Annotated in this window: 26 protein-coding genes, 1 tRNA gene and 1 pseudogene; 6 read left to right on the top strand and 22 right to left on the bottom strand. The window is 39.4% G+C overall.

Features of this window, described 5'->3' with window-relative positions:
* Window positions 1-6: 6 nt before the first annotated feature.
* Together gshB and RS130_RS11620 are read right to left on the bottom strand one after the other, a co-directional pair.
* Window positions 7-984, bottom strand: coding sequence for a glutathione synthase (gene gshB, locus RS130_RS11625; RefSeq protein WP_316026094.1), 978 nt, complete (start codon window positions 982-984; stop codon window positions 7-9).
* A 511-nt stretch (window positions 985-1,495) separates the two neighbouring features.
* Window positions 1,496-1,825 (bottom strand): hypothetical protein, encoded by a 330-nt coding sequence (locus RS130_RS11620; protein ID WP_316026093.1) that lies wholly within the window; start codon window positions 1,823-1,825, stop codon window positions 1,496-1,498.
* A gap of 260 nt (window positions 1,826-2,085) precedes the next feature.
* On the opposite strand from RS130_RS11620, the gene RS130_RS11615 reads away from it, so the two are divergent.
* Window positions 2,086-2,162, top strand: a tRNA-Ile gene (locus tag RS130_RS11615).
* A 556-nt stretch (window positions 2,163-2,718) separates the two neighbouring features.
* Here the strand turns inward: RS130_RS11615 and RS130_RS11610 are convergent.
* The 18 genes and pseudogenes from RS130_RS11610 to RS130_RS11525 all read right to left on the bottom strand — a co-directional run bounded on the left by RS130_RS11610 (window position 2,719) and on the right by RS130_RS11525 (window position 19,707).
* Window positions 2,719-2,898: a hypothetical protein gene (locus RS130_RS11610; protein ID WP_316026092.1), complete on the bottom strand. Its 180-nt coding sequence runs from the start codon at window positions 2,896-2,898 to the stop codon at window positions 2,719-2,721.
* A gap of 432 nt (window positions 2,899-3,330) precedes the next feature.
* Window positions 3,331-3,678 carry a hypothetical protein gene (locus RS130_RS11605; protein ID WP_316026091.1) on the bottom strand — a complete coding sequence of 116 codons (348 nt, stop codon included), beginning with the start codon at window positions 3,676-3,678 and terminating at the stop codon, window positions 3,331-3,333.
* Between the two features lie 413 nt (window positions 3,679-4,091).
* The gene (locus RS130_RS11600) at window positions 4,092-5,417 is read right to left on the bottom strand and encodes a VapE domain-containing protein (RefSeq protein ID WP_316026090.1); all 1,326 of its coding nucleotides are present in this window, start codon (window positions 5,415-5,417) and stop codon (window positions 4,092-4,094) included.
* Entirely contained in the window at window positions 5,417-6,439 is a 1,023-nt protein-coding gene (locus tag RS130_RS11595; protein ID WP_316026089.1) for a hypothetical protein, read from the bottom strand. The genes RS130_RS11600 and RS130_RS11595 overlap by 1 nt, the downstream gene beginning before the upstream one ends.
* Window positions 6,440-6,537: 98 nt before the next feature.
* On the bottom strand, window positions 6,538-6,999 hold the full coding sequence (locus RS130_RS11590) for a hypothetical protein (RefSeq protein WP_316026088.1): 462 nt from the start codon (window positions 6,997-6,999) through the stop codon (window positions 6,538-6,540).
* Window positions 6,953-7,201 (bottom strand): helix-turn-helix transcriptional regulator, encoded by a 249-nt coding sequence (locus RS130_RS11585; protein ID WP_316026087.1) that lies wholly within the window; start codon window positions 7,199-7,201, stop codon window positions 6,953-6,955. Before RS130_RS11585 ends, RS130_RS11590 begins: the two co-directional genes overlap by 47 nt.
* 92 nt (window positions 7,202-7,293) lie before the next feature.
* Entirely contained in the window at window positions 7,294-7,815 is a 522-nt protein-coding gene (locus RS130_RS11580) for a hypothetical protein (RefSeq protein WP_316026086.1), read from the bottom strand.
* Window positions 7,812-8,258 carry a tyrosine-type recombinase/integrase gene (locus tag RS130_RS11575; RefSeq protein WP_316028038.1) on the bottom strand — a complete coding sequence of 149 codons (447 nt, stop codon included), beginning with the start codon at window positions 8,256-8,258 and terminating at the stop codon, window positions 7,812-7,814. Before RS130_RS11575 ends, RS130_RS11580 begins: the two co-directional genes overlap by 4 nt.
* Window positions 8,259-8,305: 47 nt before the next feature.
* On the bottom strand, window positions 8,306-8,800 hold the full coding sequence (locus RS130_RS11570; protein ID WP_316026085.1) for a hypothetical protein: 495 nt from the start codon (window positions 8,798-8,800) through the stop codon (window positions 8,306-8,308).
* A 14-nt stretch (window positions 8,801-8,814) separates the two neighbouring features.
* Window positions 8,815-9,153 carry an Arm DNA-binding domain-containing protein gene (locus RS130_RS11565; protein WP_316026084.1) on the bottom strand — a complete coding sequence of 113 codons (339 nt, stop codon included), beginning with the start codon at window positions 9,151-9,153 and terminating at the stop codon, window positions 8,815-8,817.
* Window positions 9,154-9,912: 759 nt separating this feature from the next.
* Window positions 9,913-10,998: a class II fructose-bisphosphate aldolase gene (fbaA, locus tag RS130_RS11560; RefSeq protein ID WP_316026083.1), complete on the bottom strand. Its 1,086-nt coding sequence runs from the start codon at window positions 10,996-10,998 to the stop codon at window positions 9,913-9,915.
* 425 nt (window positions 10,999-11,423) lie between these two features.
* Window positions 11,424-11,741: an MliC family protein gene (locus tag RS130_RS11555; protein ID WP_316026082.1), complete on the bottom strand. Its 318-nt coding sequence runs from the start codon at window positions 11,739-11,741 to the stop codon at window positions 11,424-11,426.
* A 97-nt stretch (window positions 11,742-11,838) separates the two neighbouring features.
* Window positions 11,839-12,285: a DUF192 domain-containing protein gene (locus RS130_RS11550; protein ID WP_316026081.1), complete on the bottom strand. Its 447-nt coding sequence runs from the start codon at window positions 12,283-12,285 to the stop codon at window positions 11,839-11,841.
* A 35-nt stretch (window positions 12,286-12,320) separates the two neighbouring features.
* Window positions 12,321-12,554, bottom strand: a complete 234-nt coding sequence (locus RS130_RS11545) for a hypothetical protein (RefSeq protein ID WP_316026080.1) — start codon at window positions 12,552-12,554, stop codon at window positions 12,321-12,323.
* Between the two features lie 193 nt (window positions 12,555-12,747).
* A pseudogene (locus tag RS130_RS11540) lies at window positions 12,748-15,554 on the bottom strand (bifunctional aconitate hydratase 2/2-methylisocitrate dehydratase).
* A gap of 204 nt (window positions 15,555-15,758) precedes the next feature.
* Window positions 15,759-16,673, bottom strand: coding sequence for a WYL domain-containing protein (locus RS130_RS11535; RefSeq protein ID WP_316026079.1), 915 nt, complete (start codon window positions 16,671-16,673; stop codon window positions 15,759-15,761).
* Window positions 16,674-16,845: 172 nt separating this feature from the next.
* The gene (locus tag RS130_RS11530) at window positions 16,846-18,702 is read right to left on the bottom strand and encodes a DUF5060 domain-containing protein (protein ID WP_316026078.1); all 1,857 of its coding nucleotides are present in this window, start codon (window positions 18,700-18,702) and stop codon (window positions 16,846-16,848) included.
* 66 nt (window positions 18,703-18,768) lie between these two features.
* A complete protein-coding gene (locus tag RS130_RS11525; protein WP_316026077.1) occupies window positions 18,769-19,707 on the bottom strand; it encodes a family 16 glycosylhydrolase in 939 nt (312 codons plus the stop codon).
* Window positions 19,708-19,927: 220 nt separating this feature from the next.
* On the opposite strand from RS130_RS11525, the gene RS130_RS11520 reads away from it, so the two are divergent.
* Window positions 19,928-20,620 carry a YceH family protein gene (locus RS130_RS11520; RefSeq protein WP_316026076.1) on the top strand — a complete coding sequence of 231 codons (693 nt, stop codon included), beginning with the start codon at window positions 19,928-19,930 and terminating at the stop codon, window positions 20,618-20,620.
* A 133-nt stretch (window positions 20,621-20,753) separates the two neighbouring features.
* Here RS130_RS11520 and RS130_RS11515 read toward each other — a convergent pair whose 3' ends face one another.
* A complete protein-coding gene (locus RS130_RS11515; protein ID WP_316026075.1) occupies window positions 20,754-21,062 on the bottom strand; it encodes a putative signal transducing protein in 309 nt (102 codons plus the stop codon).
* A 220-nt stretch (window positions 21,063-21,282) separates the two neighbouring features.
* Between RS130_RS11515 and RS130_RS11510 the strand changes: the two genes are divergently transcribed.
* The 4 genes from RS130_RS11510 (at window position 21,283) to RS130_RS23540 (ending at window position 23,958) form a co-directional block, all read left to right on the top strand.
* Window positions 21,283-22,857 carry an EAL domain-containing protein gene (locus RS130_RS11510; RefSeq protein ID WP_316026074.1) on the top strand — a complete coding sequence of 525 codons (1,575 nt, stop codon included), beginning with the start codon at window positions 21,283-21,285 and terminating at the stop codon, window positions 22,855-22,857.
* A gap of 99 nt (window positions 22,858-22,956) precedes the next feature.
* Window positions 22,957-23,652 (top strand): DUF3500 domain-containing protein, encoded by a 696-nt coding sequence (locus tag RS130_RS11505; protein ID WP_346433329.1) that lies wholly within the window; start codon window positions 22,957-22,959, stop codon window positions 23,650-23,652.
* Window positions 23,637-23,846, top strand: a complete 210-nt coding sequence (locus tag RS130_RS23785) for a hypothetical protein (protein WP_428982770.1) — start codon at window positions 23,637-23,639, stop codon at window positions 23,844-23,846. Before RS130_RS11505 ends, RS130_RS23785 begins: the two co-directional genes overlap by 16 nt.
* Window positions 23,773-23,958 carry a DUF3500 domain-containing protein gene (locus tag RS130_RS23540; RefSeq protein WP_346433328.1) on the top strand — a complete coding sequence of 62 codons (186 nt, stop codon included), beginning with the start codon at window positions 23,773-23,775 and terminating at the stop codon, window positions 23,956-23,958. The genes RS130_RS23785 and RS130_RS23540 overlap by 74 nt, the downstream gene beginning before the upstream one ends.
* Before the next feature lie 122 nt (window positions 23,959-24,080).
* Here the strand turns inward: RS130_RS23540 and RS130_RS11500 are convergent, their stop codons facing one another.
* Window positions 24,081-25,469, bottom strand: a complete 1,389-nt coding sequence (locus RS130_RS11500) for an MATE family efflux transporter (RefSeq protein ID WP_316026073.1) — start codon at window positions 25,467-25,469, stop codon at window positions 24,081-24,083.
* Window position 25,470: the final 1 nt, after the last annotated feature.

Raw genomic sequence — 25,470 nt, 5'->3', positions numbered from 1 at the left:
TTGCCATTACACGCCTTTGGGGCCACTTGCACGTTTTTCAGTTAAACGTTTTTCAATTGCATCAAATAACATTCCGGTAATATTCACATCATAGGCCGCTTCAATTTCTCGTACGCAAGTAGGACTAGTGACATTAATTTCTGTCACTCTGTCACCTATCACATCTAGTCCAACAAATAACAAACCTTTTTCAACTAACAATGGCGCAATCGTTTCAGCTATTTTTAGGTCAGACGCACTTAAAGGCTGAGGACGTCCTGTGCCACCGGCTGCTAAATTTCCACGGTTTTCACCTTTAGTAGGCAGCCTTGCAAGGGCATACGGCACGACTTGCCCATCAATAATTAGAATACGTTTATCGCCGTCTTTAATCTCCGGTAAAAAGCGCTGAAACATTGCGTAACGAGAGCCTAACTCAGTTAGGGTTTCAATGATTACACCTAAATTGTTGCCATCTTCTTTCACTCTGAAAATGGATGTACCGCCCATTCCATCCAATGGTTTACAAATAATATCCTGATGAGTTTTGTGAAACTCTCGAATTAAACTGGCATCACGCGTCACTAGAGTATCTGCCACCAAATCAGGAAACCAAGAAGTAAATAACTTCTCGTTAAAGTCTCGTAAACTCTGTGCCTTGTTAACGACTAAAGTCCCCGCTTGTTCAGCCAACTCAAACATATGCGTAGCGTAAATAAACTCATTATCCACTGGCGGATCTTTACGCATTAAAATCACATCTAAATTGGCCAAGCATTGATGTTGTTCATTCTGTAGTTCGAACCAGCTATTTGGATCTTGTTGAACCGACAAATTTCTCATACGGGCCATCGGTTTACCATTTTGCAAATATAAGTCACCCATTTCCAAATAATATAATTCGTAGCCACGAGACTGCGCATCTAGCAACATCGCAAAACTAGTGTCTTTTTTAATATTTATCGATTGGATGGGATCCATCACTATGCCGAGTTTAATGCTCAATGGTATTTCCTTTGTTGAAATAGAATAACAAGTCTTTACTCTCAATGATGAGGGGTTTTGCTAAAAATTCAAGACCTTTAAAAGCAAAGACGGTTTAGGCGTTCTTTATCAACATGTGAGAAAATTCTATAACATAGATTAACATCAATCCTTATAAGCCACTCAATCTGAGGATAAACGACGCTAAGCAAAATCATCATCACTGACAATATACTAATATAACCTGAGTTCTGGATAAGAAGTATCGTTTAAGCTAAATAAACCAACGCCACTAGACACAAAAAGAGCGTTATCGAGAGGAGCGGCTTATCTGGGATTCAGGTTAATATAAAATGAATGTTAGGAATGAGTACTGAATAGGTGTTAAGGATTTAAAACTATAAATGAATAGTTTGTTTTACTCATGATTCCATGCAGATTGAACCAAAAAGTGCGCATTCTGACAGAAAAAACGACTTTAATAAAAAAGCCCTAATAACTAGGGCTTATTTTGGTAATAATTAACCCTATATTAAAAGGCATTTTCCTGATGGATTTTGATAAATAACGGCGTACCGTGTTTACTGTAATCAATTTTATATTCTTTGCCGTTAATAGTCTGAACGAACAGTAATGTCTTTTCTTCGCCAAAAATATCAATATTAGTCACATCTAACATTTCCATATCTAATAGCTTAGCATCACGTTTATTATCAGGAACAACGCCAGTATATTCCTTAATGCCTTTGTGCGTCACCAGCACTGGTGGTTGATCATCGCCATTAATAACAAGTAGATCTAACTTTCTTATCTTATGAATCAAGGTATTGCGACCGCTAACCAAAAAGGGCTTTTCAGTCATTATTATCTCCAATGCTAATAACGAAACCAACGAACTTATTATGGATAAAAGATAACAGAGTTTTTTTAGGCTTGCACTCCTTTCGTGTATTTATGCGACATAAGTGGTATACAAAGTCTCCTAATGAGCAATAATTAAGCAAACAAGCAAAATTTGATAATTCTTATGTGTCAAAGTGATGACAAGACAATAAAAACTGCTTATACTGCGCCTCGTTTTGAAGTTGCTCCGTTCTGGACCTGTTCAAAATAGTTAAAAATGGCCCTTTAGCTCAGTTGGTTAGAGCATACGACTCATAATCGTCAGGTCCCCTGTTCGAGTCAGGGAAGGGCCACCATTTTTCAAAAACCTCACCGCGATAGTATTCACTAACTAATTTTTAATATTTCATTTTCGGAACGGTAGCGGATCGGATATGGAACAATATTGAATAGAGTTAGCAAATATAAAATAATTTTCTCAATTAAAAGCTTAGTAATTTAGATATCAATTTCCCCCTACACATCATCAAATAATAAACACTAGGTTATCTTAGGATTTTATTAATCGGGTAACTTGAATGTTTTTATCCCTGTACTACATTTTTATAAAACGGTACTTAGGGACAAGGATCATGCAAACACCACCAGCCATACTCGTAAAAACTTGGCTTCAAATACTTCAATCCGATATCGAGCAGGAAGCTAAAATTGAAGTAGAAAGGAAAATAATAAGAGTTTTCGGAAGTCTTGAGATAGCAATTATTTATTTACAAGATAGTTCCGACTAGGAATGAATGTAAGGTTTTAACAGGTTTTGCTTTTTTATGGGTAAGAAAACCTATGCCGATGTTAACTTTTATTAACGTTTTTCGAGTCAGTTCTCATAGGTGGGCGCGTCTAAAACCGTCTACTTTAGAGTCCAGGAATAATAAACATATCTGTTTCTGGTTTTTCTTGTCTCATAATTACACCACTTGAAACGCTCGCTAATGTAGGTAAGACATACTTTGATAATTTGCATATCGCATCAATACGCGCTTCTGGTGTTAGCTGCTCAAACAACGCTGGTAAGTTGTCAAATTCAGCCGCCAATACGTTAACAAGTACCTGCCTTGTTTCAAGGTAAGCTTGTTGGGTGTTCCCGCTTTGCGTCCACCTGTTTTAACACCTGCTGCCATAATAAATCATCTCATTACTTTTGCTGTATTTTAACACTTTCTAGGGTGTCCGAAAACAGAGCGTTTTAATTAGTGCTGGTAAGGATGGTTCTACCTTGGCATCAAGTATCTTCTTAAATAAGCTTGCTTTAAGTCTTTGATATGAATCAATAGAGTTGTGCGTTTACGGATGACTTACATGAGAACTTGTCGCCATTATTCAACCTTATAACTTTCTATTACGAAAAACAGGCGCAATCTTACAGTTATTAGTTTTAGGCGGTATAGCTCCCATAATAGATAACTACGTAGTTTGGCACTGCCCCTCTAAACTCATTTTTCATATAGCACTATTAGAGTTTATTGTTTAAATGTTAACTTTTTCTAATTTAATTTCTTTTTTCCATTGCTTAAATGTACAAGAAAAATCACTCCTAATTAACGCTCCGAAACTATTTTGAGAATCTACAACTCCGCTTACAGTCCAACTTGCACGTAAGACACCATCATTAGGGTAAGTTTTTATTTTTTGATTTATATAACTTTCAGACATAGAACTAAATATAGCTGTAGCAGGAGCTTTTAGCCGTGATCTAACTGTATCTACACAAGTCTCATAAAGATGTGCTTTTGTTCCTGTTTTTTTACACCCATAAGCAAAAAATAGACAAGCCAACAGAAAGCAATACTTTATTATTTTAGTAAATTTGTACATGATATTTCCCTATAACAACCTTTTAAAATTAAGCTAACACATTAACATATAAATAATATTACCTTAATCGTACCTAAATTATACAGCCGAAAACTAACTGGTTACCTAACGAATCACTTAACCGCTTATCTAACCAAGCTATAACCTATATAAAACAAGGCTTCGTAGTATTTGGTTAGGATGGTTAGGTAACTTTCACTACTTTAGGAAATGTAGCCGCTTCTGTGTATCCTTGTGCCGTTCTTCCTATCTTCTATTATTAATAAAATAACTTTAAAGAGTTTTTACTTAACCACCTAACCAAAATCAACTACAGACCATATAAATAAAGGGATTAAGAGTGGTTAGGATGATTTTAATTTCCTTAACCATCCTTAACCATCCTTAACCACCTAACCATGAACAAGAAACGGCTAGAATTTAGCTATTTTATAATTTTTACTATTTGCCCTGCCTTTCTTAGTTACTAAATACCCCTCCTTTGCAAGTTGTGTCAATGCCTTGCCGATAAAGCCTGAATTATGCGCTTGTAGCTTTGTATCTTCGCTAATTAGCTGCCCAGCGGTAAACCAGTTTTGCACAAAACATGAAGGCGTATGTATTGAAGTGGTATCTATAAAATCAGTAGAAGGATTTATGTATTTATCAAAGATATAACCATAAGCAAAACCCTTGTCTTGATAGTTATCATTAATGGTTGCCGCATGTTTTACTTCGCTATCAGTCAACGCCCATCCGTAACCGCTTTGATACAGTTGTTTAACTTCAAGCCAAAACTGTTTAAGTTCTTCGGGCTTTACCTGCTTAATTGAGCCTGTGCCGTCATAATGCCAGCCTAATAACTTATTAAGTCTGCTCATATCAGCGGCTTTCTTCATTTCAATTACTGCAAAACGTGTTGAGCCTGTCTCATCCTTTAAAAAGTCGCTACCGTTAACCGTGGCAATATAATTGGTTTGTCTGTGCTTTTTTATGTCGGCTCTAGCGTATGGTGGTCTTACCGTATCAATTGATTTAGTAATAAATGCTTTTAAGCTGCCCTGTGAATTTTTATTGGTGCGCTCTAATTCTCCAAGCTCAACAATCCAAGCTTTGATACAAGATAAAACACTATCTTTATTATCAGGGTTAAGTTCTGCGCCCTCCAAAAAGGCATGAGGCAAAACAAAAGCGATGCGCTCAACAAATGCCGTCTTTCTGAATGACTGCTCACCTTGTAACACTGGCACTAATTTACTTTTGAAGTTTGGCTCATACAGACTAGCCACACACGCCACCAACCAACGCTTTAACACTTGCAAAGCTAACTGCTCATGCTTGGCATTTAAACACCTTATGACGCTGTTAACGCGCTCTTTACCGTCCCATTGCCCACTGTCCAGATATTGCTTTACTGGGTGGTAAGGGTTTTCAATACATACCGCGCTCATGTGGTCATCTATCGCGCTTTTAGGTAAACCATAACGACTAGCGGCACTGATTAACTTACTTCTGGCTTGATCAAAATTGTCTGTGAGTGAATCACCAAACATATTGCAAAGTTCAGGCTGGAACGTCATTTGATTGAAAACAAATTCAACGCCATGATGTTCACCTAACGCAACTAAATTTGAATCGGTATTCACTAAACGTAATTTGCCTTTATTATCCTCTATAAAATCAACAAAATTAGGCTGGTCTTTCTCTGTGTTACTAGGTAATTCCACATTAAGTACATTATTGGGGGCTGGTAAGTTCATTAGCTCACCGCCTTAAATAGCTTTTGCGCTTTTTGGTTGTACTGGTGGATTTTCCATTCTTCTTTGTTGTGTCTGTCTACGTCTGGAAAATACCGCGCGGCTATCTGTTTCAATGCCTCGCTTGTATTGCCTCTAAACCCTCGTATACAAATAAAATCAAACTTATCTAAGCTTTGACCTGTGGCGCATGGGTCGCTTTCATGGTGCGAGTAATAACGTTCCTTGCCGTCTGTATTACTGGTGAGTATATAAGCCCCTGCTTTGGCGCTGGTGGACTCTGGTGGTAAATACGCTTTGCCCTGTGTCTTATACCCATAACTTAATAATAAGTCGTCCCAAGTGTACGCTTCATTAACCAAGTCGATAATAGAAACCTGCTGCCCTATAAGGTCGGGTTTATAGGTTGGCTTAATAGGTTTAGTGTTAGCCGCTTCTTGTTCTTCAAGTTGTGCCTGCTCAAATGCCTTAGCATCTTCTAGCAGTTGCGAGCCTTCAACGGTTAACGCTTTACCAACTGCCACTTTATAGGCGTATTTATCACCATCAAGCTTTACAGGTAAATACATAATTTGTTGTGGTCGTGTGGCGCAATCATCAGCCTTGAATATATAACTCAAATAGCTTTCTAGCGCTGCCCATACTCCATAAGGAATAGACACGGCTAATTCTATATAAACCCTGTAGCGGTTGCCGTTCTCATTCTGCTGGTGGCTTGCTGTAGTGTGAATAAGAAAGGACTCAATAAACAGGCTTTCTAATGTGTCTGCTATTGTGTCTAAATTCAGTTCTGTTTCGTCTATATCGAGCCTTAACAGCGTAAAATTATTATGACTCATGATAGTATCTTTGGTCTTATTGGGCGCGTCTGTAGCTGCTATAAACGCTGATTGTTCTTTAGCTTCTTTGGGGCTTATCGTGCCTAAATTGGGAGGCGTTTCGACGTTAGTTACTAGCTTATTCCAATCTATATAATGAAAAGAAGTAGTGTTAGAATGGTTTGTACCATATAAAAACTTAAGCATGATTTATACTCATGTTGTGCTAGTGGACGGTCGCCAAACTCAATCCACCAGCTAATTTTTAAGGGAGCCGCTTGGAATTAATTTTCACAGTGGCTTTTTTATTGTTCGTCGTTTGCGGCATCGCCCAACGACATTAAATAAGCGATCTGCGCTTCATTCATTTCCGATATTGCAATCTGCAATCTGGCTTTTCCTTGAACAGCATCTTTAGCTGAACGTTCCTTATACACCTTTTTTCGCTCACGCCGTGCTTCTCGATCTTGTGCTGGGTCTCCAGACAAATGCCTATGGTCTAGTTGCAAAGCTGAATCTTCTGTATAGGCATCGATTGAATCAATCTTCCAATTCCCGTACTTATCAGCTTTTAATAGTTCAAGTGGTGAACGTAAGGTCTCACCAAAACCATGCTTGATAGCTAAGTCAGAACGTTTGTGAGTTTTGCCATCAGCTAAAACCGACAATAACTTATAAGCACGAGTACTTACTGGTGGTATGTATTCAGGTGAAACATCTTTAGAAATTAAGGTGAGTGATATATTTAAATCGTTTGGGTTCTTCATTCTCAAGCCCCTCGCCAGCTAATAAAGCCTGTACATCTTCGGCAGGCCATAATAAACGCCCTGAGGGTAACTTGATTGGTTTGATACCGTAATAACTACCTGTTTTACATAGGCGGGTTCTTATTGTGCTGGGCTTGCCGTGTAATGCTAAAGCAAGTTGTTCAGTGGTTAATCTTTGGTTTGTTGTACTGGATATATTCATGCTAATACTCATGTGTTGGTTTGTATTAGCTTCAGTTTGCCTGTGATTAAAAAAAACTAAAAAACAGCTCGTGTAATATAATGCCGTTTACTTTACACGGGGGGCCAATTTTTTATGTATGACCGCATATCACGTAGTAAATTTTTTATTGTCTCTACACTGACATCCAATTGACTTGCAGCATTTTTTAATACCTCTTGATGCTGTCTATATAAATATTTCATTACTTCATATGGCTCAACTCCATCTCTATCTGCAATGTGGGCACATAAAGAAAGTTCAGCCTCATCAGCCTCATCAGCCTCATCAGCCTCATCAGGCTGCCCTTTATCTACTTTTGCGTGACAAAAAGTATCTATAAGATATAAATTAAAGTCTATTGCTTCTGCTATTTTCATGCGTTCATTAGCAGGAATTTTCGTTTTTTTATTTTGCTTTCTTTTCCCACTGATTATTTGAGCAATAGTGCTTTTAAACTCTTTTGGTATATCTTCTTTTTCTATAAGTTCTGCAAGCGGAGCCTCATCACGGTAAAGCCAAGAGTCTAAAGCTATCACCCATGGCCATAAATCTTTAAACCTTTGCGGGGCATCAGCCCAATGTGTTGTTTTCATAGTGTTACATTAACCAGCGTTAAGCATTTTACTTTTTCTGTAGGTATAGAAACGTTAGCCTGTTCTAATATCCAAGCCTCTAAGGTTGTGTGCCATTTTCTTAATAAATCCAGTGGTCTTTGTTTGTAGTGTTTTTCTGCTGTTGCGCTTGGCTTATGCCCCATAATTTGAGCGACTACACCTGTTGGTACTTCTACCCATTCAGAAAGTGTGGCAAAACTACGCCTTAAGCCATGCAAAGTTAACCCTTCGATTCCTGCTGCTTCCAAGGCTGGAAGAACACTTTTTCTAGGCTCAACCAGCTTACCTGTTTTCCCTGTAGGACTTGAAAAAACCCATTGATTGCGCCTAGGCAATTGATAAAGTAAATTAGCGACATATGGCGTTAGTGGGATAACTCGTACACCGTCAATACCGCCCTTACTATTGTCTTTATCTCTAATGGTTAAGCTGTTCCATTGAAAATCAACATCAGTCCATTTAAGGCCATTTAGCTCCCCCTACGAGCGCCAGTTAATAATAAGGTTTGTACAAAAGCTGAAATGACAGGATTTTGAATACTTCTAACATAGTAAAAGAATGAATAGAGTTGTTCTTTTTGCAGTACATCTGATTTAGGGTTTAGTTTAACTACTGTTTTTTTGACTGCTTTAGTTTTTAGTTTTTGTGGGTCAACTAGCCCCTTGTATTTTTCTTGTTCACTTACCCAACTAAGACAAGCAAATAACAGCCTATATGTTTGTGCCGCCACTCCTGAACGAGTTTTATTTTCATTATCTAACCATTGTTTTATCTTCTGCGCTGATAATGAGGCTAGAGTTTCATTTACTAATGGATATAAACAACCTGCTTTAGTTACTCGATTTTTCCCACGTGCCCAAGGTAAGCCCGCCTCTTGTACTGCCTTAACATGATCTTTTAGATGTTTATCCCCCCAGATTGATTTATTACTTTCAATATATTCCTTCCAAATATCGCCTAGCATTACATTGGAGCGTATTAATTCTTGTTCTTCGGCTGCTTCTTTAGCTGCTTGTTCTCTTTTACCTTAGCAGGGCTTATATAATCACTAGCCTTAACTTGTAACTCTTTAGCCTTTGCTCTTGCTTGTTCAATATCAAAAGAATCTACAGGGCCAATTACTGCCCGCCTTGATTTACCATTTATCCATTTTTGGAAAATGTAGGTTTTTCTTCCTGAGCCAAAAGCTCTAATACCTAAACCAGTACAACCTTTATCCCATATAAAAGATTCTTTCTTGTCGTTGGCACACTTAAAGCTTCTAACTCTATCAGCGGTAAAATTAACCTTACTCGTGGTACTATTTGATTTAGCCATGTGACCCCCCTTATGGTTCTTATGGTAGCCCTAATGGTGTTGGCGCACTGTTGGGGCTTTTTATTGACTGCGGATCGGTAGCGGATCGGTAGCGGATCGGTATTGAGTAAATATACATCAATACGGAACAATACGCCAGATAACTAAAAAAACTAACATCCTTATTTATAAAGGGTTTTAGGGACGTTAATCTATACAACTAAACACATTTATTCTACGACTCATAATCGTCAGGTCCCCTGTTCGAGTCAGGGAAGGGCCACCATTTTTCATCCCTATCTTGTAAAAACACCTTCCTTAGAACAAGTAAATATTCCTCAGCAAAAAACGCCAAGGCTCAAAAATAAGCAACCAGTTGAAATAGCAGATTGTTGCACCTAATAACGTGATATTGCTAAACAATCCAACGCCGCTAGACACAAAAAGAGCGTTATCGAGAGGTTCGCCTTGTTCAGGATTTAGGTTAGTTATACCAATCCACATTGATAAATGCTCTCTCAAAAATCACTCAGCGTTTTTTTGAACAAGACGTCGGTGTTTGAATGGTTGTTACCATTTACATACCAGCAGCGCAGAGCAAAACCACAGAGGCATTCCATTCAGGCGAGTGGTAAATGCGCTTACTCTGAGTTGCTGGTTACTAAAAAAGCAAAGGCTGCTTTTTAGTAACCAGTTGTTAATTCAAAGCGCTCATTCAAGCGGCTTGATTAAGTGCATGTAAACTATCACTGAGTGGTGACTTAAAATGTCGGATTGGTATTATCTTGTTTTATAACGTTCCACACAGTTAAGCTCTTTAAAGGCCAACTGCAGGCGATCAGCCATAGATACTTCAAGTTTACGTAACCACACCCGTGGATCGTAATACTTTTTATTTGGCGCGTCAGCGTCTTGACTATTACCAATTTGGGTATGCAAACAATCTTTGTTCTCTTGGTAATAATTAAGAACGCCATGCCAACAAGCCCATTGGGTGTCAGTATCTATATTCATCTTAATTACCCCATAACTAATTCCCTCTTCTATTTCTGCAGGAGTAGAGCCAGAACCACCATGGAAGACAAAGTTTAACGAGTTGTCTGGTAAGTTATATTTTTTCGACACATAGGCTTGTGAGTTTTTAAGGATCACCGGCGTCAAATTAACATTACCTGGTTTGTATACACCGTGCACATTGCCAAAAGAAGCCGCAATAGTAAATTGTTCGCAGACTTCACTTAATTGCTCATAGGCGTAAGCGACATCTTCAGGCTGCGTATAAAGTAGAGAGTTATCAATGTCAGTATTATCTACCCCATCCTCTTCGCCACCTGTACAACCTAGCTCAATTTCAATAGACATTTCCATTTTTGACATGCGTTTTAGATAGTCTTTGCACGTTGCAATGTTCTCTTCTAACGGCTCTTCCGACAGATCTAGCATGTGAGAACTAAACAATGGCTTGCCAGTTCTGGCATAGAGCTCTTCACTTTCTTCTAGTAATCCATCAATCCAAGGAAGCAATTTTTTCGCAGCGTGATCTGTATGCAAAATAACAGGAATGCCATAGTGTTTCGCCACATTGTGAATGTAATGAGCAGCAGCAATTGCCCCCACGATGGCAGGCTGATGCCCAGATAAGTTTGCGCCTTTGCCACAGAAAAAAGCTGATCCACTATAAGACAATTGAATAATAATCGGCGATTGGATCTGGTATGCGGCTTCTAAAGCGGCATTTACCGAGTTGGTACCTACCACGTTCACGCCGGGATAAGCGAATTTATTTTCACGAGCGACACGGTACAAAGTATCTAAATCTTTACCACTAACAACCCCAGGTGGGACTAAATCAACTAAATTTGTCATTAAAACCTCCAGTAAACCAATCCATTATAAATTTAAAATCATGCATTTAACGTGAGCGCCAATCCACTAACGACTCATTTTAGGACAACAATCTCTCATGCTTAACTGTTCGGACTTCAGCCGCTTTCACATAGTCTACACACATTGCTGAACAACAAAGTTTTCTACGTTCTTGCTTAAGCTTTCATATTGATTATTTTTGCTTACATAACAAGCTTTGCCTAATTTACGGCATTTAGCCTACAAAAGCCGGAACTAACCCGGTTTAGTAAAGAAAAACAATCTAACTCGAACTTGGATATAATGTATACAGAATCGCGCTGAGACAAGTTGATAGGAATATAACGAATAATTAGAAACTCTAAGTAACTAATTTTAAAAACTGGCATTTACATATGAAGTGAATACAGAGAGAAAATAACACACTATTGGGCATGGCATTTAAGCGCAGCCATCCGACCTATTTCTAACTGAAGGGCGTCACCTTTACCTCTGATACTTATTTTATTATTGGTATAAAAATAGCCAGAAGCCGAGGGTTTCTGAGTCAGTTCGGCCACTTGATTATTGTCAAACAACATGGCTAATTCACTGTTCAGGGAGAATCGCACAACGATAGATTTTCCGCGCTCACATGCAAACGTAACCTCATTGAAGTCATCTTGTGTGGTGTTTTCTCCTGCTGGTTGCTGGCAAGCGTTTAAAACAACTAACACAAAGACGACACTGAATACGGTACTCATTGCCCTCATAAACTCTCCTATTACTGCTTTCATTAGACTGTACGAAAATCCTTTAACAAAAATAAAACCCTAACCGCGAATACTCGTTGCTATTCGATTATTTTTCTATAATTGTGATGCTATCTCCAACAGCAATTCCATTTTTTGCGAACCAGCCTTGGTTCATTTCCCACGCATACAGTACGTCACCAGAAGAACTCGTAGTGGCAAGATCATGAGGTTGCATGGCTTCAATATTGACGATAAATCCATCCGCACGAATAAATGCCACGTCTAATGGGACCAATGTATTTTTCATCCACATATTGACCGCACGAGTTTTTTGAAAGTTAAACAACATACCACAGCTGTTACACAGGGACTCTCTATGCATTAAACCTTGCGCTCTTTGCTCAAAAGAAGTGGCATACTCTAGCAAATAGGTTTGTTGATTAACCGCGACTTTAACGTCAGAAAAAACCACACCGCCTGCCCTAACAGGCAAAACAAGCATCATTAGCCAAACAAATACAACAAAAGCGCGAACGCTCATTTTATTAAACATATCTCGTCACTGATCCCAATACCAAAAAGCTAAGGTTACAGTTTTTTACAAGAGCAGCCCATTTCTTTTTCACTGGTTTCCCATTCTTGAAAGTCGCCCTGCACACATTGTGCACGCAAAGTCCGGCACTGTGACGGGCTGTATCGTACTTCCGTATCAGCACCACTGGCAATCGCTCCACCAACAAAGTGCTTGGCCTGTTTTGTGGTGCATGCACTTAAAAAAGCAAAGCTCAGACATAGAACACTTGAAAAGATTAATTTATACATCGCTTATTGTTCTCATATTCAGGTTAATAATCTGAGCGAAATGATGACGAAAAGTTCAAACCAATTGTCGCCATGCCTATTCATCTAACTGGCTATCATTTTCAAGTGATAAATAGCAGGTACAAAAAAACCGGAGTAGATTGCTCTATTCCGGTTTTTGTAATTAAGCTTCAGCCTAATGATTCAAATCAACCTAGCTAGGATCAGCAATCTTCACAGCTTCAACTGGCGCTGACGTTAAAGAATGTGTAGGTGGTGCAAAATCCGTTAAGTTAATACCATCAACCGCAGCTTTGTATTCATCCATAGTAGGGAAACGACCTAACATAGTGGAAAGTACCACTAATGGTGTAGAGCCTAATAGTGACTCACCTTTTTTCTCTGCCGAGTCCGCAACTACGCGACCTTGGAACAAGCGAGTTGAGGTGGCAATAACGGTGTCACCTGTAGTTCAGCTTTTTCCTAGTTACCCATACATAAGTTACAACCAGGGCGTTCCAAATACATGATATTTTCATATTTAGTACGTGCGGTATTTTTAGGTGCAGCATCATCAAATTCAAAGCCTGAATATTTTTGTAGAATTTCCCAATCGCCCTCGGCTTTTAGTTCATCAACAATATTATATGTAGGTGGTGCCACAACTAGTGGGGCTTTAAATTCAATTTTTCCGTTTTGTTTTTCAATGTTACGGAACATTTGCGCGATAATTTGCATATCACCTTTATGCACCATACAAGAACCAACAAACCCTAAATCAACTGGTTTACCTTTATAGAATGAAACAGGACGAATAACGTCATGGGTATAACGCTTAGATACATCATCATTGTTTACATCAGGATCGGCAATCATAGGTTCATCGATTTGATCTAAATCAATGACCACTTCTGCGAAGTACTTAGCATTGCTGTCAGGCGTAAGAGCCGGCACTGTACCAGACTTAATTTCTTCGATACGTTTATCAGCAAGAGCAATAAGACCTTTAAGGGTTTCGGCTTGGTTATCCATACCTTTGTTGATCATTATTTGAATACGGCTTTTCGCCAGTTCAAGTGAACCAATCAAGGTATCATCTTCTGAAATACAGATAGAGGCCTTGGCCTTCATCTCAGCAGTCCAGTCGGTAAAAGTAAAGGCTTGGTCAGCGAGTAAAGTTCCGATATGCACTTCGATAACACGCCCTTGGAATACATTGTCTCCAAACTGCTTAAGCATTTGTGCTTGAGTAGCATGTACCACATCACGGAAATCCATGTAGCCTTTCATTTCACCTTTAAAGGTCACTTTGACTGACTCAGGGATTGGCATAGTCGCTTCACCTGTGGCTAACGCCAACGCAACCGTACCTGAATCGGCACCAAAGGCTACACCTTTAGACATACGCGTATGAGAATCACCACCAATAATAATAGCGCGATCATCAACCGTCAGGTCATTCAATACTTTATGAATAACGTCAGTCATAGCTGGATAGACGCCTTTAGGATCACGCGCTGTGATAAGGCCAAACTTATTCATGAAAGACATCAGCTTAGGAATGTTAGCTTGTGCTTTACTATCCCAAACCGAAGCAGTGTGACAACCTGATTGATAAGCACCATCAACACTTGGCGAAATAACCGTAGCAGCCATAGATTCTAGCTCTTGCGACGTCATTAAACCTGTGGTGTCTTGCGAACCAACAATGTTCACTTTTACACGTACGTCAGAGCCGGCGTGAAGTGCAGCTTTAGATGCCACACCTACTGCATTTTGGTTAAAGATTTTTTCTACTGCAGTTAAACCTTGATCAGCATTGGAAATTTCTTTTGAAGGAGCAAACACTACTGGTGCTTCTATGCCAAGGGCTTCGGCAGCAAAGTTTTGTAGTTTCTTACCAAATACAATAGCGTAAGAACCACCGGCTTTCATAAACTCAACTGATTGCGGAGTGAAAGCAGAAGACACGTCTACCAGCTCTTTATCGCCGTTGTATAGTTTTTTCTGTTTGGTATTAATTGTTAGTACAGTACCCGTTGCAACAGAATAAACCTGCTCAAGTACTGGGTCACCATTATCATTCAGTACTGTATTACCAGCCGCATCTACTTTCTTAACCCAGTTTTTAAGATCAAGACCAATACCACCGGTTACACCAACAGTCGTCAAGAAAATAGGAGAAATACCGTTAGTACCGGCAACAACCGGTGCAAAGTTCACAAATGGAATATAAGGACTCGCTTGCTCACCTGCCCACAATGCTACGTTGTTAACGCCAGACATACGAGATGAACCAACACCCATAGTGCCTTTTTCAGCGATTAACATAACTTTTTTGCCTGGATGCTGCTTTTGTAGCGCTTGAATTTCTACTTGAGCTTCAGGGGTGATCATGCACTTACCATGTAACTCACGATCTGAACGAGAGTGAGCTTGATTGCTAGGAGAAAGCAAATCGGTGGATATATCACCTTCACCAGCAATATAAGTTACTACATCTATTTCTTCTGGAATATCAGGGAGTTTGGTAAAGAATTCTGCTCGAGCATAACTTTCCAGAATGTCTTTGGCAATGACATTACCGGCCTTAAGTGCGTTTTCAAGACGTTCGGTATCTGCTTCATATAAGAATACTTGAGTTTTAAGTACTTCAGCAGCAGGGGCTGCAACATCAGTATTATCAGAAAGCGCTAAATCTAGTAATACTGCGACTGAAGGCCCTCCTTTCATATGCGAAAGTAACTCAAAAGCAAACTGCACAGAAATTTCTGCAACCACAGCTTCACCTAAAATGATTTCTTTTAAGAATTTAGCTTTTTCGCCGGCTGCGCTAGTTGTGCCAGGTAAAGTATTATAAATAAAGAAGTTAAGTGAATCTTCGCGGTGGGCATGCCCAGGATCTTTTATTTGTTCAATAATTTCGGCTAATAATTCAGCGCTATCGATTGGTTTTGGGGCTAAGTCTAGGTCTTTTTTGCGGGTTTCAATTTCTTTTATGTATTCTAAAAACAAACTCATACATACCTCTCTCTGGGGCTAAAATTAGCTAATAACATTATAATTAGCATGGATAAATTTTTGTGGTAGTTTACCTGATTTTTAATTTTTTGTTCATAAATAAAATGAATATCCACTATTCATATTAATGATAGAGTGAATAGCCCATTTATCATGCGCACATTGACACAGAATACCGAGCGACTCATGCTCAATTCAAAGCCTTTAATGTAGTAGTAATCCCGCATTGTCAATTTGCTCAACAATTTGCTGATTAGCCAAGGCGAGCTGGCACCCTATGTTTGTGGCGTTGTATCCAGCAGAACAATCAACCTGCCATTGACGCAACACATAAGCCGCCACAGCCGCCCGCAATTGTAGGCTCAACTTACCGTCAACCATGGCATAGTCCATTTCGATAGCCTTAGGTTGCGATATATTGGGATGAGGAATAAGCGTAATTTCAACAATTTTCTGCCATTGTTCATCATAATGACACCCTTCATGTACATGAATATCTTCTAGCATTACTTCAACCTTAGTAAAGCGTGTACAGACAAAGTCTCTAAAACTATTATGTTTGCGATCATAGGCACGCACGTGCCAGCGGTGGCCATTATTAACGATAGAATGGGGAACTAGCGCTCTTTCAGACTCACCAGAAGAAATTGACACGTATGACGCCTTAATCGCTTTATTACTATGGATAGCCCGCATGATCCCAGCAATAACAGTAGGGTCTGGGTGGATCAAGCGCACGGCATCAAAACATTGTTCTGACGGCTGAATTCCATTGGAAATTCCATTGCCAAAGCCACGGCTAAGAGACGTTAGGATAACCTCTGGATCATGATTGAATAAAGGAGTAAACGAAGCGGTGCGATGATAATTCTTAGTTTGATGTTTCAATACCAGATTATTAGGTGCTAATTCTTTATAAGTACTAAAATCGCGGGTGCTCGCAGCCAAGCCTGTTCTAAATCTATCAATTAAATCTGCTCTTGCCACATGTCCAAAATACTGCAAACTAAAATCGATAAAGGCTAATCGATCTTTTTGAGCATGGGTTAACTCTGCTAACGCTTGCTGCTTAAATTGAGAAGTAATTGATTTTGTTTGCTGATCCGAAGGTTTAGACATAAATTGATATACTCAAAATGATTCGATGTAAAAATACTAATTGAGTTCACTTTAAAATGCAATCATTTTGATTACATCTTTTTTTTGAAATGTAGATGAGAACATCAATAGGTATTAATCGAACATCTTGATAAGTCTATATTTGGCAGCCAAAGCGGCTGCCAATAGTAAATTAATTACGTTTAACTAGGATCACCCAATCTTGATTGTCGTCAGAAGGTGGAGTGCCTAACTCATGACGTTCATATTTTTTGTAGCCTGCTCTTGGCTTCGTCACGTAAACCTTGTCAATACTGCCAGTTTGTAATTTGCCACCTGTTCGAGGGTTGTACCACTGCACGGAATAGTCGGCCATCCCTAAATAAAAGTTTAGCGAAATCGACTTTTTGGCATGTTTAACAAACACGATATAAAACTGTCCTTCTTCACCTAACACCCAATGGCCATTCGACAAATTATCCAAGTTTTTAGCTTTATGATAAGGCACATCAGCCATTTTAAAGAAATCTAACGCATGTTTGGCTTGCTCCCAAAATAAATCGCGGGAGCGCCAATCTTGTGCCGTTAAATCAGAGTGAGGGTGCGCATAACCAAAATACCACTCTGTGCCCCAAGCTCCTGCTGTTAACGCGCCCCATAGACCATTCATTCTGGCATTATCATGTTTAGCATTAACACTGTCGGGCAATAGACTATCTTGTGCATCTCCGGGTTCATCTACAGACACGGCAAAAGGTCGACCATTTGTTAGCGGCCACTCACGCAGCCGCTTAACCGCGCCGTGTACATTAGCAAAATCTTTGCGCCCCGTTTGTACAGAAGCCCCCGTATAATAACTGTCAGGCCCAGTTAAATCATCGTAATCATTGCCATTATGAATCACTACGTGATGGTGGTATGGGTCGTTGTTGTAAAAATATTTGGCCATTGCTAAACGTTGAATAGTCGATTGTGGCATGGTTTTATGGTTAGCGACCCACTCGCCATTTTCTTCCCCCATATTCCAATTTAATGCCAAGTGGTGACCAAATCGTGCAATTAATTCTCGATAGTACAATTGACGATGTAATCCTAATCCACCGTTATCTAGTAAGCCCTGGTTTTCAACTTCGGACGTTTTGAAGTGTAAGAACAAACCTTGCTGTTGCGCATGGGTGAATATGACATTCCACTGTTCTAATTTAGAAATATCCATCCGATCGTAAGTGTCGTAATCAATATAAGGGAAAACATTTTGGTCATCACCGCCAATATTCAGCGTTAAAAAAGAAATAGAATTCATGCCTTTTTGCGACAGGTAATTAAGCGCTCCAATTAGTGCCTTACCTTTGCCCTGCTTCCATGTTGGATCACCTTTTTTCCAATCTTTCAGGTGTGGCTGCCAAGTTTTAACCAAATTATCTTTGTGTCCGTCATCATGAAACGTACCATCAAAATCTGCATACGAAAGCAGATTTTCAGGGGCATCGGGGCCAGCTTTAATAAAATACTCCCCGGTTTGGGCAAAACGTAAGTATGGTTGATTGATATATTCCAACCTACCTCTTGCACGAAAATCAGGATAAGACTTGTTACTAGGCTTTATTTCAAACGCCCCCTTTTGGTTATCCATGAACCCAGCCGAGACACCAGAATTAGGCTGGTTTGACACGGCTACAAATGCCCCTTTTCTAAAGGTTGCGTGCCATGTCCATTGACCTTCTTGATCAGCTGAAAAGTTTACCCGCCACTTATTTCCCGATGACGCACTCGTATTGCCTGCGTCACCATCGGCGGCAAAATAGCCGGGTACCAAATATTGGGAGCCAGATGGTTTATGAGTAAATTCCACATTCAGTCGATAGTTCACAAAAGGGTTATATTCATCATTCTCTGAAACGTCGGGCCCATCAAAAGTCAGTGATACGCCATGCCATTTACGTAGCTCCCCAGATATTTCTACTTCAGTATCAGCTAAAGCATTACTTACCTTACCTAATAAAATAAGCAATATAAGGAAAGTGATACGGTTAAATTTATTCTGCGTCATAGGACCTCCTGAAATTCTTGTGACTGATTAGTGCAGTTCATAAGCTTGCGAAAATTTTACAAGCTATTAATTCGTAGCATTTGCTGGTCGATAAGCCCTGATCCAATCCACATACATTTTATTGTTAGCTTTATCATTCAATTGTTCGGTACTCGGTGTGATGCCCTTTTGTGCACGCCACACATGATCTTCCATATCAAAAATCAGGCGCATAGGCCGGTCGAAAAAGTGCCCATCTGGGTCAGTCAAATCGGTATCAACAGACAAAGTACGCACTAACTTTCCGTCTAAATAAAACTCCATGTGCTTAGGATTTTTCCAGTAAAAGCCAAAGCGATGAAAATCTTGGTTCAGCAAATCTTTGTTTTCGGTTGTCGTGTGTTTCGGTTTATGTCCATAGTCTTCTAAATAATCATTGGTCACCGGATCACGTTTAAAAATGTGATAGTTCGTAGACATCTGCATAGCATTATGTACCGTGTCTCCGTATGTTTCTGTCACGTCTATTTCATATTTGTCATCGTCACTTAACATCCAAAAATTACTGGCCAGCGCTAAGCCAGAAATTTTCATACTGGCTTCAACAAAAATGGGATATTCGATATTCTGTTTCGCTGTAACAAACCCTGTATAGATTGTTTTCTTAGATTTAAAGTTGCCATAGTTTTTTGTTTGTCCCTGCTCTTTATCAGGAACAGGGGACGCATGTAATACCAGTTTTCCATCAATCAGGTTACTATGGGAAGCACTAAAGTAGGTCGCTCCAGGGCCTTTCCAGCCTCGTATATGGTTATCGTGCCATTTGTCATAAAATTCAGCTGACTTAGCCGGATAAGAAAAACTGTCACTAACATCCTGCAATGGCAGCCATTGGCTTTCAGCGCGCAATGTTTCGGGCAAAGGAATGTTATGCCAATCAGTCTGCGGTATGTGGGTTTCCGGGGTATAGGAGCAACTAGCCAATAGAAGAATAGCCGTTGTAGGTAATATTTTATTATATGACATAGAGTGTAGTACCACGTTGAACAACCTAAAATTGTTAACAATATTAAATAAATTCACTCATAAATAACATTTAAATGCAAAATCGTAAATCTATATTTAAAAATCAAAAGAAAAACATCACAAAATACCTGCATACAGCTACCTTAGATTACAAGCCAACACTTTGTAATTCGTTACAAATGCATTAATCTTTCTTTCTGCAGTAAAATAGGAAGAATGAATGTTAGTACAATTAACGCCAGAGCAAGCCAGAGTCATAGCTGTATTGTTAGAAAAAGAAGTCACCACCCCAGATCAGTATCCCCTTTCACTGAATGCCTTAACCCTAGGTTGTAATCAAAAAAGTAATCGCGACCCGGTGATGAGCCTGACTGAATCAGAGGTCCAAAATGTACTAGATGAGCTAAAAGACAAAAAGCTCACGTTAGAATACACAGGCATTGGAAGTCGGGTTGTCAAATATAAACATAGATTCTGCAATACCGAATTTAGCGATTTAAAATTTAGCCGCCAACAACTGGCATTAGTCTGCGTGATGTTACTACGTGGCCCACAAACATCTGGCGAATTAAGAACACGCACTAACCGCTTAGCAGAATTTGACAATGTAGGTGAAGTGGAGCAAGTGTTACAGCAACTCGCAGACTTAAATGGCGAATGTTTAGTGGTTAAACTTGCAAGAGAGGCTGGTAAACGTGATTGCCGTTATGCTCATTTATTCAGTGGCGAAGTAAAAATTGCCGCCGAAAACGTTGAAAACAATACGCCTGCTTATAGCCAGCCCACATTGACCAGCCATACCCCTCAAGAAAGTGACGCATTACAACGTATTACTCAGCTAGAGCAACAAGTGGCAGACTTAACCCAGCAATTAGCAGACGTTAGGGAATTGGTAGATATATTGTCGGAGTAGTGTCATAACAGCCCTGATACTGTAAAAATGTTCATCCTTTGATCGACATCAGCATTTTAAAACCGTCGCTCACAAGCCCGCACAATATGGGCTGAGTGACGGCATGACTAACGACGCGATTGACCAAACAAGGCTACTCACCCTGCGCATTCCTTTCATGCTTACAATTCCAACATATTTCAAATGAGGCATCGTTCGATTCTCCGCAATCAGGGCATAGCCATTCTTCTGATGCCTCATTACTTTGCAGGGAAGATAATTCACCCAATGCTTTATCTTCATCCAAATCATTTACGATCCAAAGTTCGAGAAAAACAAAGTGCGGGTGCGAACCTGTAGAGACATATTCATTTTTTAGCAGAACCTCAATCCCGGCATTTTCTAGTAAGTTCTTCGCATGATTGACTAAGATATTGTTTTCATTCCTATAAACTAATTTCATGGGTGATCCTTATTAGAGGGTTCTACGTTAAAACGAATATAAGTTTACTGCGAGTGTCTGGAGTTTTGCCTCAAACAAGTTTAACGATAACAAAAAATTTACAAATCCACCTGTAACCTAAACAATTTATATTGAATTGACAATAAATACACTAAAATGCCATTGGCACTATACTGATGCTAATGACAAATTACGACGAGTGACTTGAGGGTAGTTTTACATGCATAAACCATATCTACCACACAAAATTGCTGTATCGACAATTGGGATTTGTATTGGTTTTAGTTTGTTCTTTTTTTCCTATTCTCATATCCTGCAAAGACAATTGGCAGAACAAACTGAGAAAATTTTTCAGAATATACAGAATGGTTTAAGCAACGGTTTTAAGGTTATCAACAGTTTACATGAAAAAGGCTTTACTCAATGTTCTCAGCAAAACCTTATGCAAATGCGCAAGGCGCAATTTAAGTCCAATGACATTAGAGATATCGGTTTTTATCAAAATGGACAACTGACTTGCACCACTGGCAGCGGCAAACTAGCCAATCCAATTACGGACTCCCCAGAAAATATTCAAATAGATGGCAACAAAATCTGGTTTGATCATGTATTAGAAACCTTTGATGAATCAATCACTGGGATTGTCATTAGGAAAAACGAGTACAATGTCATACTGACCTTTCAAGGGTTATTAGGTGAATACACTGTCTTTAAACACTATGAAATAGGTGCGAGAGTAGACAATCAATGGCTTCACTTATACGGTGACAATGGCATTTTTAAAAGTCGAGCCAGCGATAGCAAAAAATATTTTAGTGTTCACTTACTCTCTCACTCAGTAGAGTTTTGCAGTGCAAGTGGTGTGTTATGTGTCGCGATGCAGCAAGATAACTTTTCAGAATTTGAAAGCTCTTCACTTATATTTTTTGCTTTTCTAGTTGCTTTGTTTTCTGGCATCAGCGCTTTGTATGTCTACGACCAAGTATGTCGTTATTTGTTCGGTATCAATCGAAGAGTGACATCAGGCTTAAAGGCCAAGCGTTTTACTCCGTATTATCAAGCGATTGTTGATCTAGAAACAAACAAAGTGGTTGGCTGCGAATTACTCGCCCGTTTTAAAGATAAAATGGGACCACTTTACCCCGACCAATTTATACCCGTGGTCGGTAAATTAAATCTTTCTTGGCAATTGACCGAGTATCTTATATCGACCGCTTTACAAGACTTTAAACATATACAAAGCCCTGATGAGCCATTTTATTTGTCTATTAACATTTTTCCGAAAGACATCAATAATCAAGATATATTGAAAGGACTAGCGCGATTACAAGATCTCCCGCCTGCTCTAAATGTTGCTTTTGAAATTACCGAAGATGAAGAGTTATTGTATGACGAAGTTGGTAAAACGCTGGAGGCATTGTCCAACAGCCCAGTTCAAATTTCTATAGATGACTTTGGCACCGGTTACTCCAATTTGTCACAACTAAAATTACTAGATATTCACACCCTTAAAATAGACAAGTCCTTTGTAGATGAAGTAGAAACCGGCTCTATTCGCTCAACACTTATTCCTAATATTGTAGCGATTGCAGATAAATTAGAAGCAACCATTATTGCCGAAGGTATAGAAAACCAGCTACAAGTTACCGAATTACTAAAAATGAACATTAAATATGGTCAAGGTTGGTATTACAGTAAAGCCGTACCCTTCAACAAATTTAAAGAGCATCTAACAGCAAATAGTCATTTTAAGTTTAGCGGCAATGCCTTTGGCAATAATTTAAGTGGCGATTAGGCCCTACCTCATCAACAAAACACCAACAAAATATTAACACTATAAAACCACTCATATTCCCGTTAACATGTGATATTCCTAATTCACTACATGCTACCAATGCCTCATTTTATATTCGTTTTATGTACCGTTTTTCTAACAGGATTTTCTTCGTTTGCTAGTGCCAGCCAGATAAACAAAGACGCGCAAAGTTTCATAGATAGCCTGTCTAAACATCAACGAACTCAAGCATTATTTGAATTTCTAGATGAGCAAAGATATGACTGGAAATTTATCCCAACCGCACGTGAAGGGTTGCCTTTAAAACAATTAAACGAACAACAAAAAAAGCTAGCACTTACTATCCTGCAGTCGAGTCTTAGCCAACAAGGTTATCAAAAGGCCACCAACATTATTGGGCTGGAGCAAGTGTTATTTTTATTGAGCGGAAAAGCATTTAGAGATAACCAATTATACTACGTCAGTATCTTTGGCAACCCACAGCAAGACCCAATCTGGGGCTGGCGGTTTGAAGGCCATCACTTGTCGCTAAATTTCACCGTTAAAGATGGTCACTTATCAGCTGTCACTCCAAATTTCTGGGGAGCGAATCCCGCTATTGTAGCCTCAGGAGAAAAACAAGGACTAAGGGTTTTACGGCAAGAGGAAGATCTCGCTAGAGCCCTGTTGGAAAGTTTATCGGCCACACAGAAAGCGCAGGCGATTATTTCTGATAAGGCTTACAACGATATTCTCAGCAAAAATAAAAGCGTGGTCAAACCGTTAGAAAAAAAGGGATTTTGTACCAGCAGCTAAGCACAAGCCAAAAACAACAACTGCTTAATTTAATTTCGGTTTATCTTAACAACATGCCAATCGAAATAGCCCAGTCTCGATATCTAGCGATCCAACAGCATAACCTTAACAACATACAATTTGCTCTGGGCTGGAAGCGCGAAAGTGAACAACCAACATTACTACCGTATTCAAGGCGAAACGTTCTTAATTGAATATGATAATGCACAGCAAAATGGCAACCATATTCATACCGTCTGGCGTGATTTTAAAAACGACTTTGGTAGAGACCTATTAAAAGAACACCATCTCAAACATAAGCACTGATACCAACCCTAGCCTATCAATCCGCGTCAGTGACACATAGCTGACTAACACACCCTACGATTATGCAGGGAGCATAGGCTATTTTAGTACTTAGCACCCTAAGTCCATACATCGAGTTTAAGTTAAGTAATTTTGTAAAGTCCCCACCTATAGTTAGCACAGCGCTGCCTGTGGTACAAAACGGCCAACGTCAGTAGGAGGGCTAACACTTCAGCGACAGGGCTGGCATACCAAATTCCCCACTCAGAAAACTCCAAAGGCAAGATAAATAGCAAAGGCAATAAAAACGCGTATGTCTTTGCCAAACTCAGCAAACCTGCTCGCCTTGCATCACCTATAGCTTGAAAATACATAGTGACTATCATCAGCGGCCCCAATAAACATAATGCAAAGGTAGCGGTAGGAAAAATACGACTCACTTCATTAATGATCCCAATATCATTAACAAATACAGCACCAATTTTATGATGCAAAAAGTAAATCACCCCTTGCCAAAATACTGAATAAATTAGTGATGCCCACAAAGCAATTTTGATACATTTATTCACTCGCTGAAACTTTTCGGCCCCTAAATTGTTACCAACAATAGTTTGAAAAGCTAGGCTCAAACCTAAAATTGGTAAAAAGATAAAGGTCATTAAGCGCGTTAAAATACCGTAAGCTCCAACAGTATCAGCGTAATTGCCGTCACTCCAAATTTGTAGATTGTAAAAAATGGCCCCAGACGATAAAGCAAAGCCCAAATGGGTTAAACTGGCTGGCGCGCCTATGACTAAAAACGCCTTCCAGTGCTCACGTGACCTAGACAAACTGATGAAGGGTAAGTTTAATCTGGTATTGACTTTGGCTCGGTAAATAATAATCAACAATGACGCACTTATTTGCGCAAGCAAAGTACCTAAAGCGGAGCCTGCCACCCCTAAGTTACACTGCACAATTAGCAAGTAGTTATATACACCATTTAGCAACACAGCCACTAGAGAAGCACTGGCCATAACCGGAATTAGCCCTTCGCAACGTAAGCTATCGCTATTTAACGTGAGCAAAAACATGACAGGCGAGCCTAACAACATAATAGTGATGTAGGTGTAACTCATACTAGCCAGCGGAATATCTTGATTATTTAAAGCAATGGTTAACCATTCACCTAACAACAAGAACATAATAATCAAAGCCATAGCCACCAACAAAGATAAACTCACCGCTTGGGAAAATACTTGTTTGGCATCACTGATTTTATCCGCACCGAGCAGTCTTGCCATCACACTTGAAAAACCGCTAGACACTAAAGTAGACATGGCAATTAAAAAGATAAAAACCGGAAACATAGAGGTGACTGCCACTAACGCGTCAGCGCCGACAAACACACCTAAAAAATATGCGTCCACTAAGTTAAACGACCCATTGACCAACATCATAAAAATAATGGGAGCTGCGGTCTTAAAGAAGACCTTACCCAAGGAGCCATTTACATACCGGTTATCGGTAAGACCTTTTGTATCGTGTGGCATA

The organism is Paraglaciecola aquimarina (genome assembly GCF_032464635.1).
Lineage (GTDB): Bacteria > Pseudomonadota > Gammaproteobacteria > Enterobacterales > Alteromonadaceae > Paraglaciecola > Paraglaciecola aquimarina.
Note: the sequence above shows the minus strand (reverse complement) of the source record. Positions and strands in the feature narration are given on the sequence as shown.

Excerpts from the sequence above, each read along its gene's own strand:
- RS130_RS11620 (WP_316026093.1), bottom strand. The coding sequence starts at position 1,825 with ATGACTGAAAAGCCCTTTTTGGTTAGCGGTCGCAATACCTTGATTCAT.
- RS130_RS11605 (WP_316026091.1), bottom strand. The coding sequence starts at position 3,678 with ATGTACAAATTTACTAAAATAATAAAGTATTGCTTTCTGTTGGCTTGT.
- RS130_RS11600 (WP_316026090.1), bottom strand. The coding sequence starts at position 5,417 with ATGAACTTACCAGCCCCCAATAATGTACTTAATGTGGAATTACCTAGT.
- RS130_RS11595 (WP_316026089.1), bottom strand. The coding sequence starts at position 6,439 with ATGCTTAAGTTTTTATATGGTACAAACCATTCTAACACTACTTCTTTT.
- RS130_RS11590 (WP_316026088.1), bottom strand. The coding sequence starts at position 6,999 with ATGAAGAACCCAAACGATTTAAATATATCACTCACCTTAATTTCTAAA.
- RS130_RS11585 (WP_316026087.1), bottom strand. The coding sequence starts at position 7,201 with ATGAATATATCCAGTACAACAAACCAAAGATTAACCACTGAACAACTT.
- RS130_RS11580 (WP_316026086.1), bottom strand. The coding sequence starts at position 7,815 with ATGAAAACAACACATTGGGCTGATGCCCCGCAAAGGTTTAAAGATTTA.
- RS130_RS11570 (WP_316026085.1), bottom strand. The coding sequence starts at position 8,800 with ATGCTAGGCGATATTTGGAAGGAATATATTGAAAGTAATAAATCAATC.
- RS130_RS11565 (WP_316026084.1), bottom strand. The coding sequence starts at position 9,153 with ATGGCTAAATCAAATAGTACCACGAGTAAGGTTAATTTTACCGCTGAT.
- fbaA (WP_316026083.1), bottom strand. The coding sequence starts at position 10,998 with ATGACAAATTTAGTTGATTTAGTCCCACCTGGGGTTGTTAGTGGTAAA.
- RS130_RS11555 (WP_316026082.1), bottom strand. The coding sequence starts at position 11,741 with ATGAGTACCGTATTCAGTGTCGTCTTTGTGTTAGTTGTTTTAAACGCT.
- RS130_RS11550 (WP_316026081.1), bottom strand. The coding sequence starts at position 12,285 with ATGTTTAATAAAATGAGCGTTCGCGCTTTTGTTGTATTTGTTTGGCTA.
- RS130_RS11545 (WP_316026080.1), bottom strand. The coding sequence starts at position 12,554 with ATGTATAAATTAATCTTTTCAAGTGTTCTATGTCTGAGCTTTGCTTTT.
- RS130_RS11535 (WP_316026079.1), bottom strand. The coding sequence starts at position 16,673 with ATGTCTAAACCTTCGGATCAGCAAACAAAATCAATTACTTCTCAATTT.
- RS130_RS11530 (WP_316026078.1), bottom strand. The coding sequence starts at position 18,702 with ATGACGCAGAATAAATTTAACCGTATCACTTTCCTTATATTGCTTATT.
- RS130_RS11525 (WP_316026077.1), bottom strand. The coding sequence starts at position 19,707 with ATGTCATATAATAAAATATTACCTACAACGGCTATTCTTCTATTGGCT.
- RS130_RS11520 (WP_316026076.1), top strand. The coding sequence starts at position 19,928 with ATGTTAGTACAATTAACGCCAGAGCAAGCCAGAGTCATAGCTGTATTG.
- RS130_RS11515 (WP_316026075.1), bottom strand. The coding sequence starts at position 21,062 with ATGAAATTAGTTTATAGGAATGAAAACAATATCTTAGTCAATCATGCG.
- RS130_RS11510 (WP_316026074.1), top strand. The coding sequence starts at position 21,283 with ATGCATAAACCATATCTACCACACAAAATTGCTGTATCGACAATTGGG.
- RS130_RS11505 (WP_346433329.1), top strand. The coding sequence starts at position 22,957 with ATGCCTCATTTTATATTCGTTTTATGTACCGTTTTTCTAACAGGATTT.
- RS130_RS11500 (WP_316026073.1), bottom strand. The coding sequence starts at position 25,469 with ATGCCACACGATACAAAAGGTCTTACCGATAACCGGTATGTAAATGGC.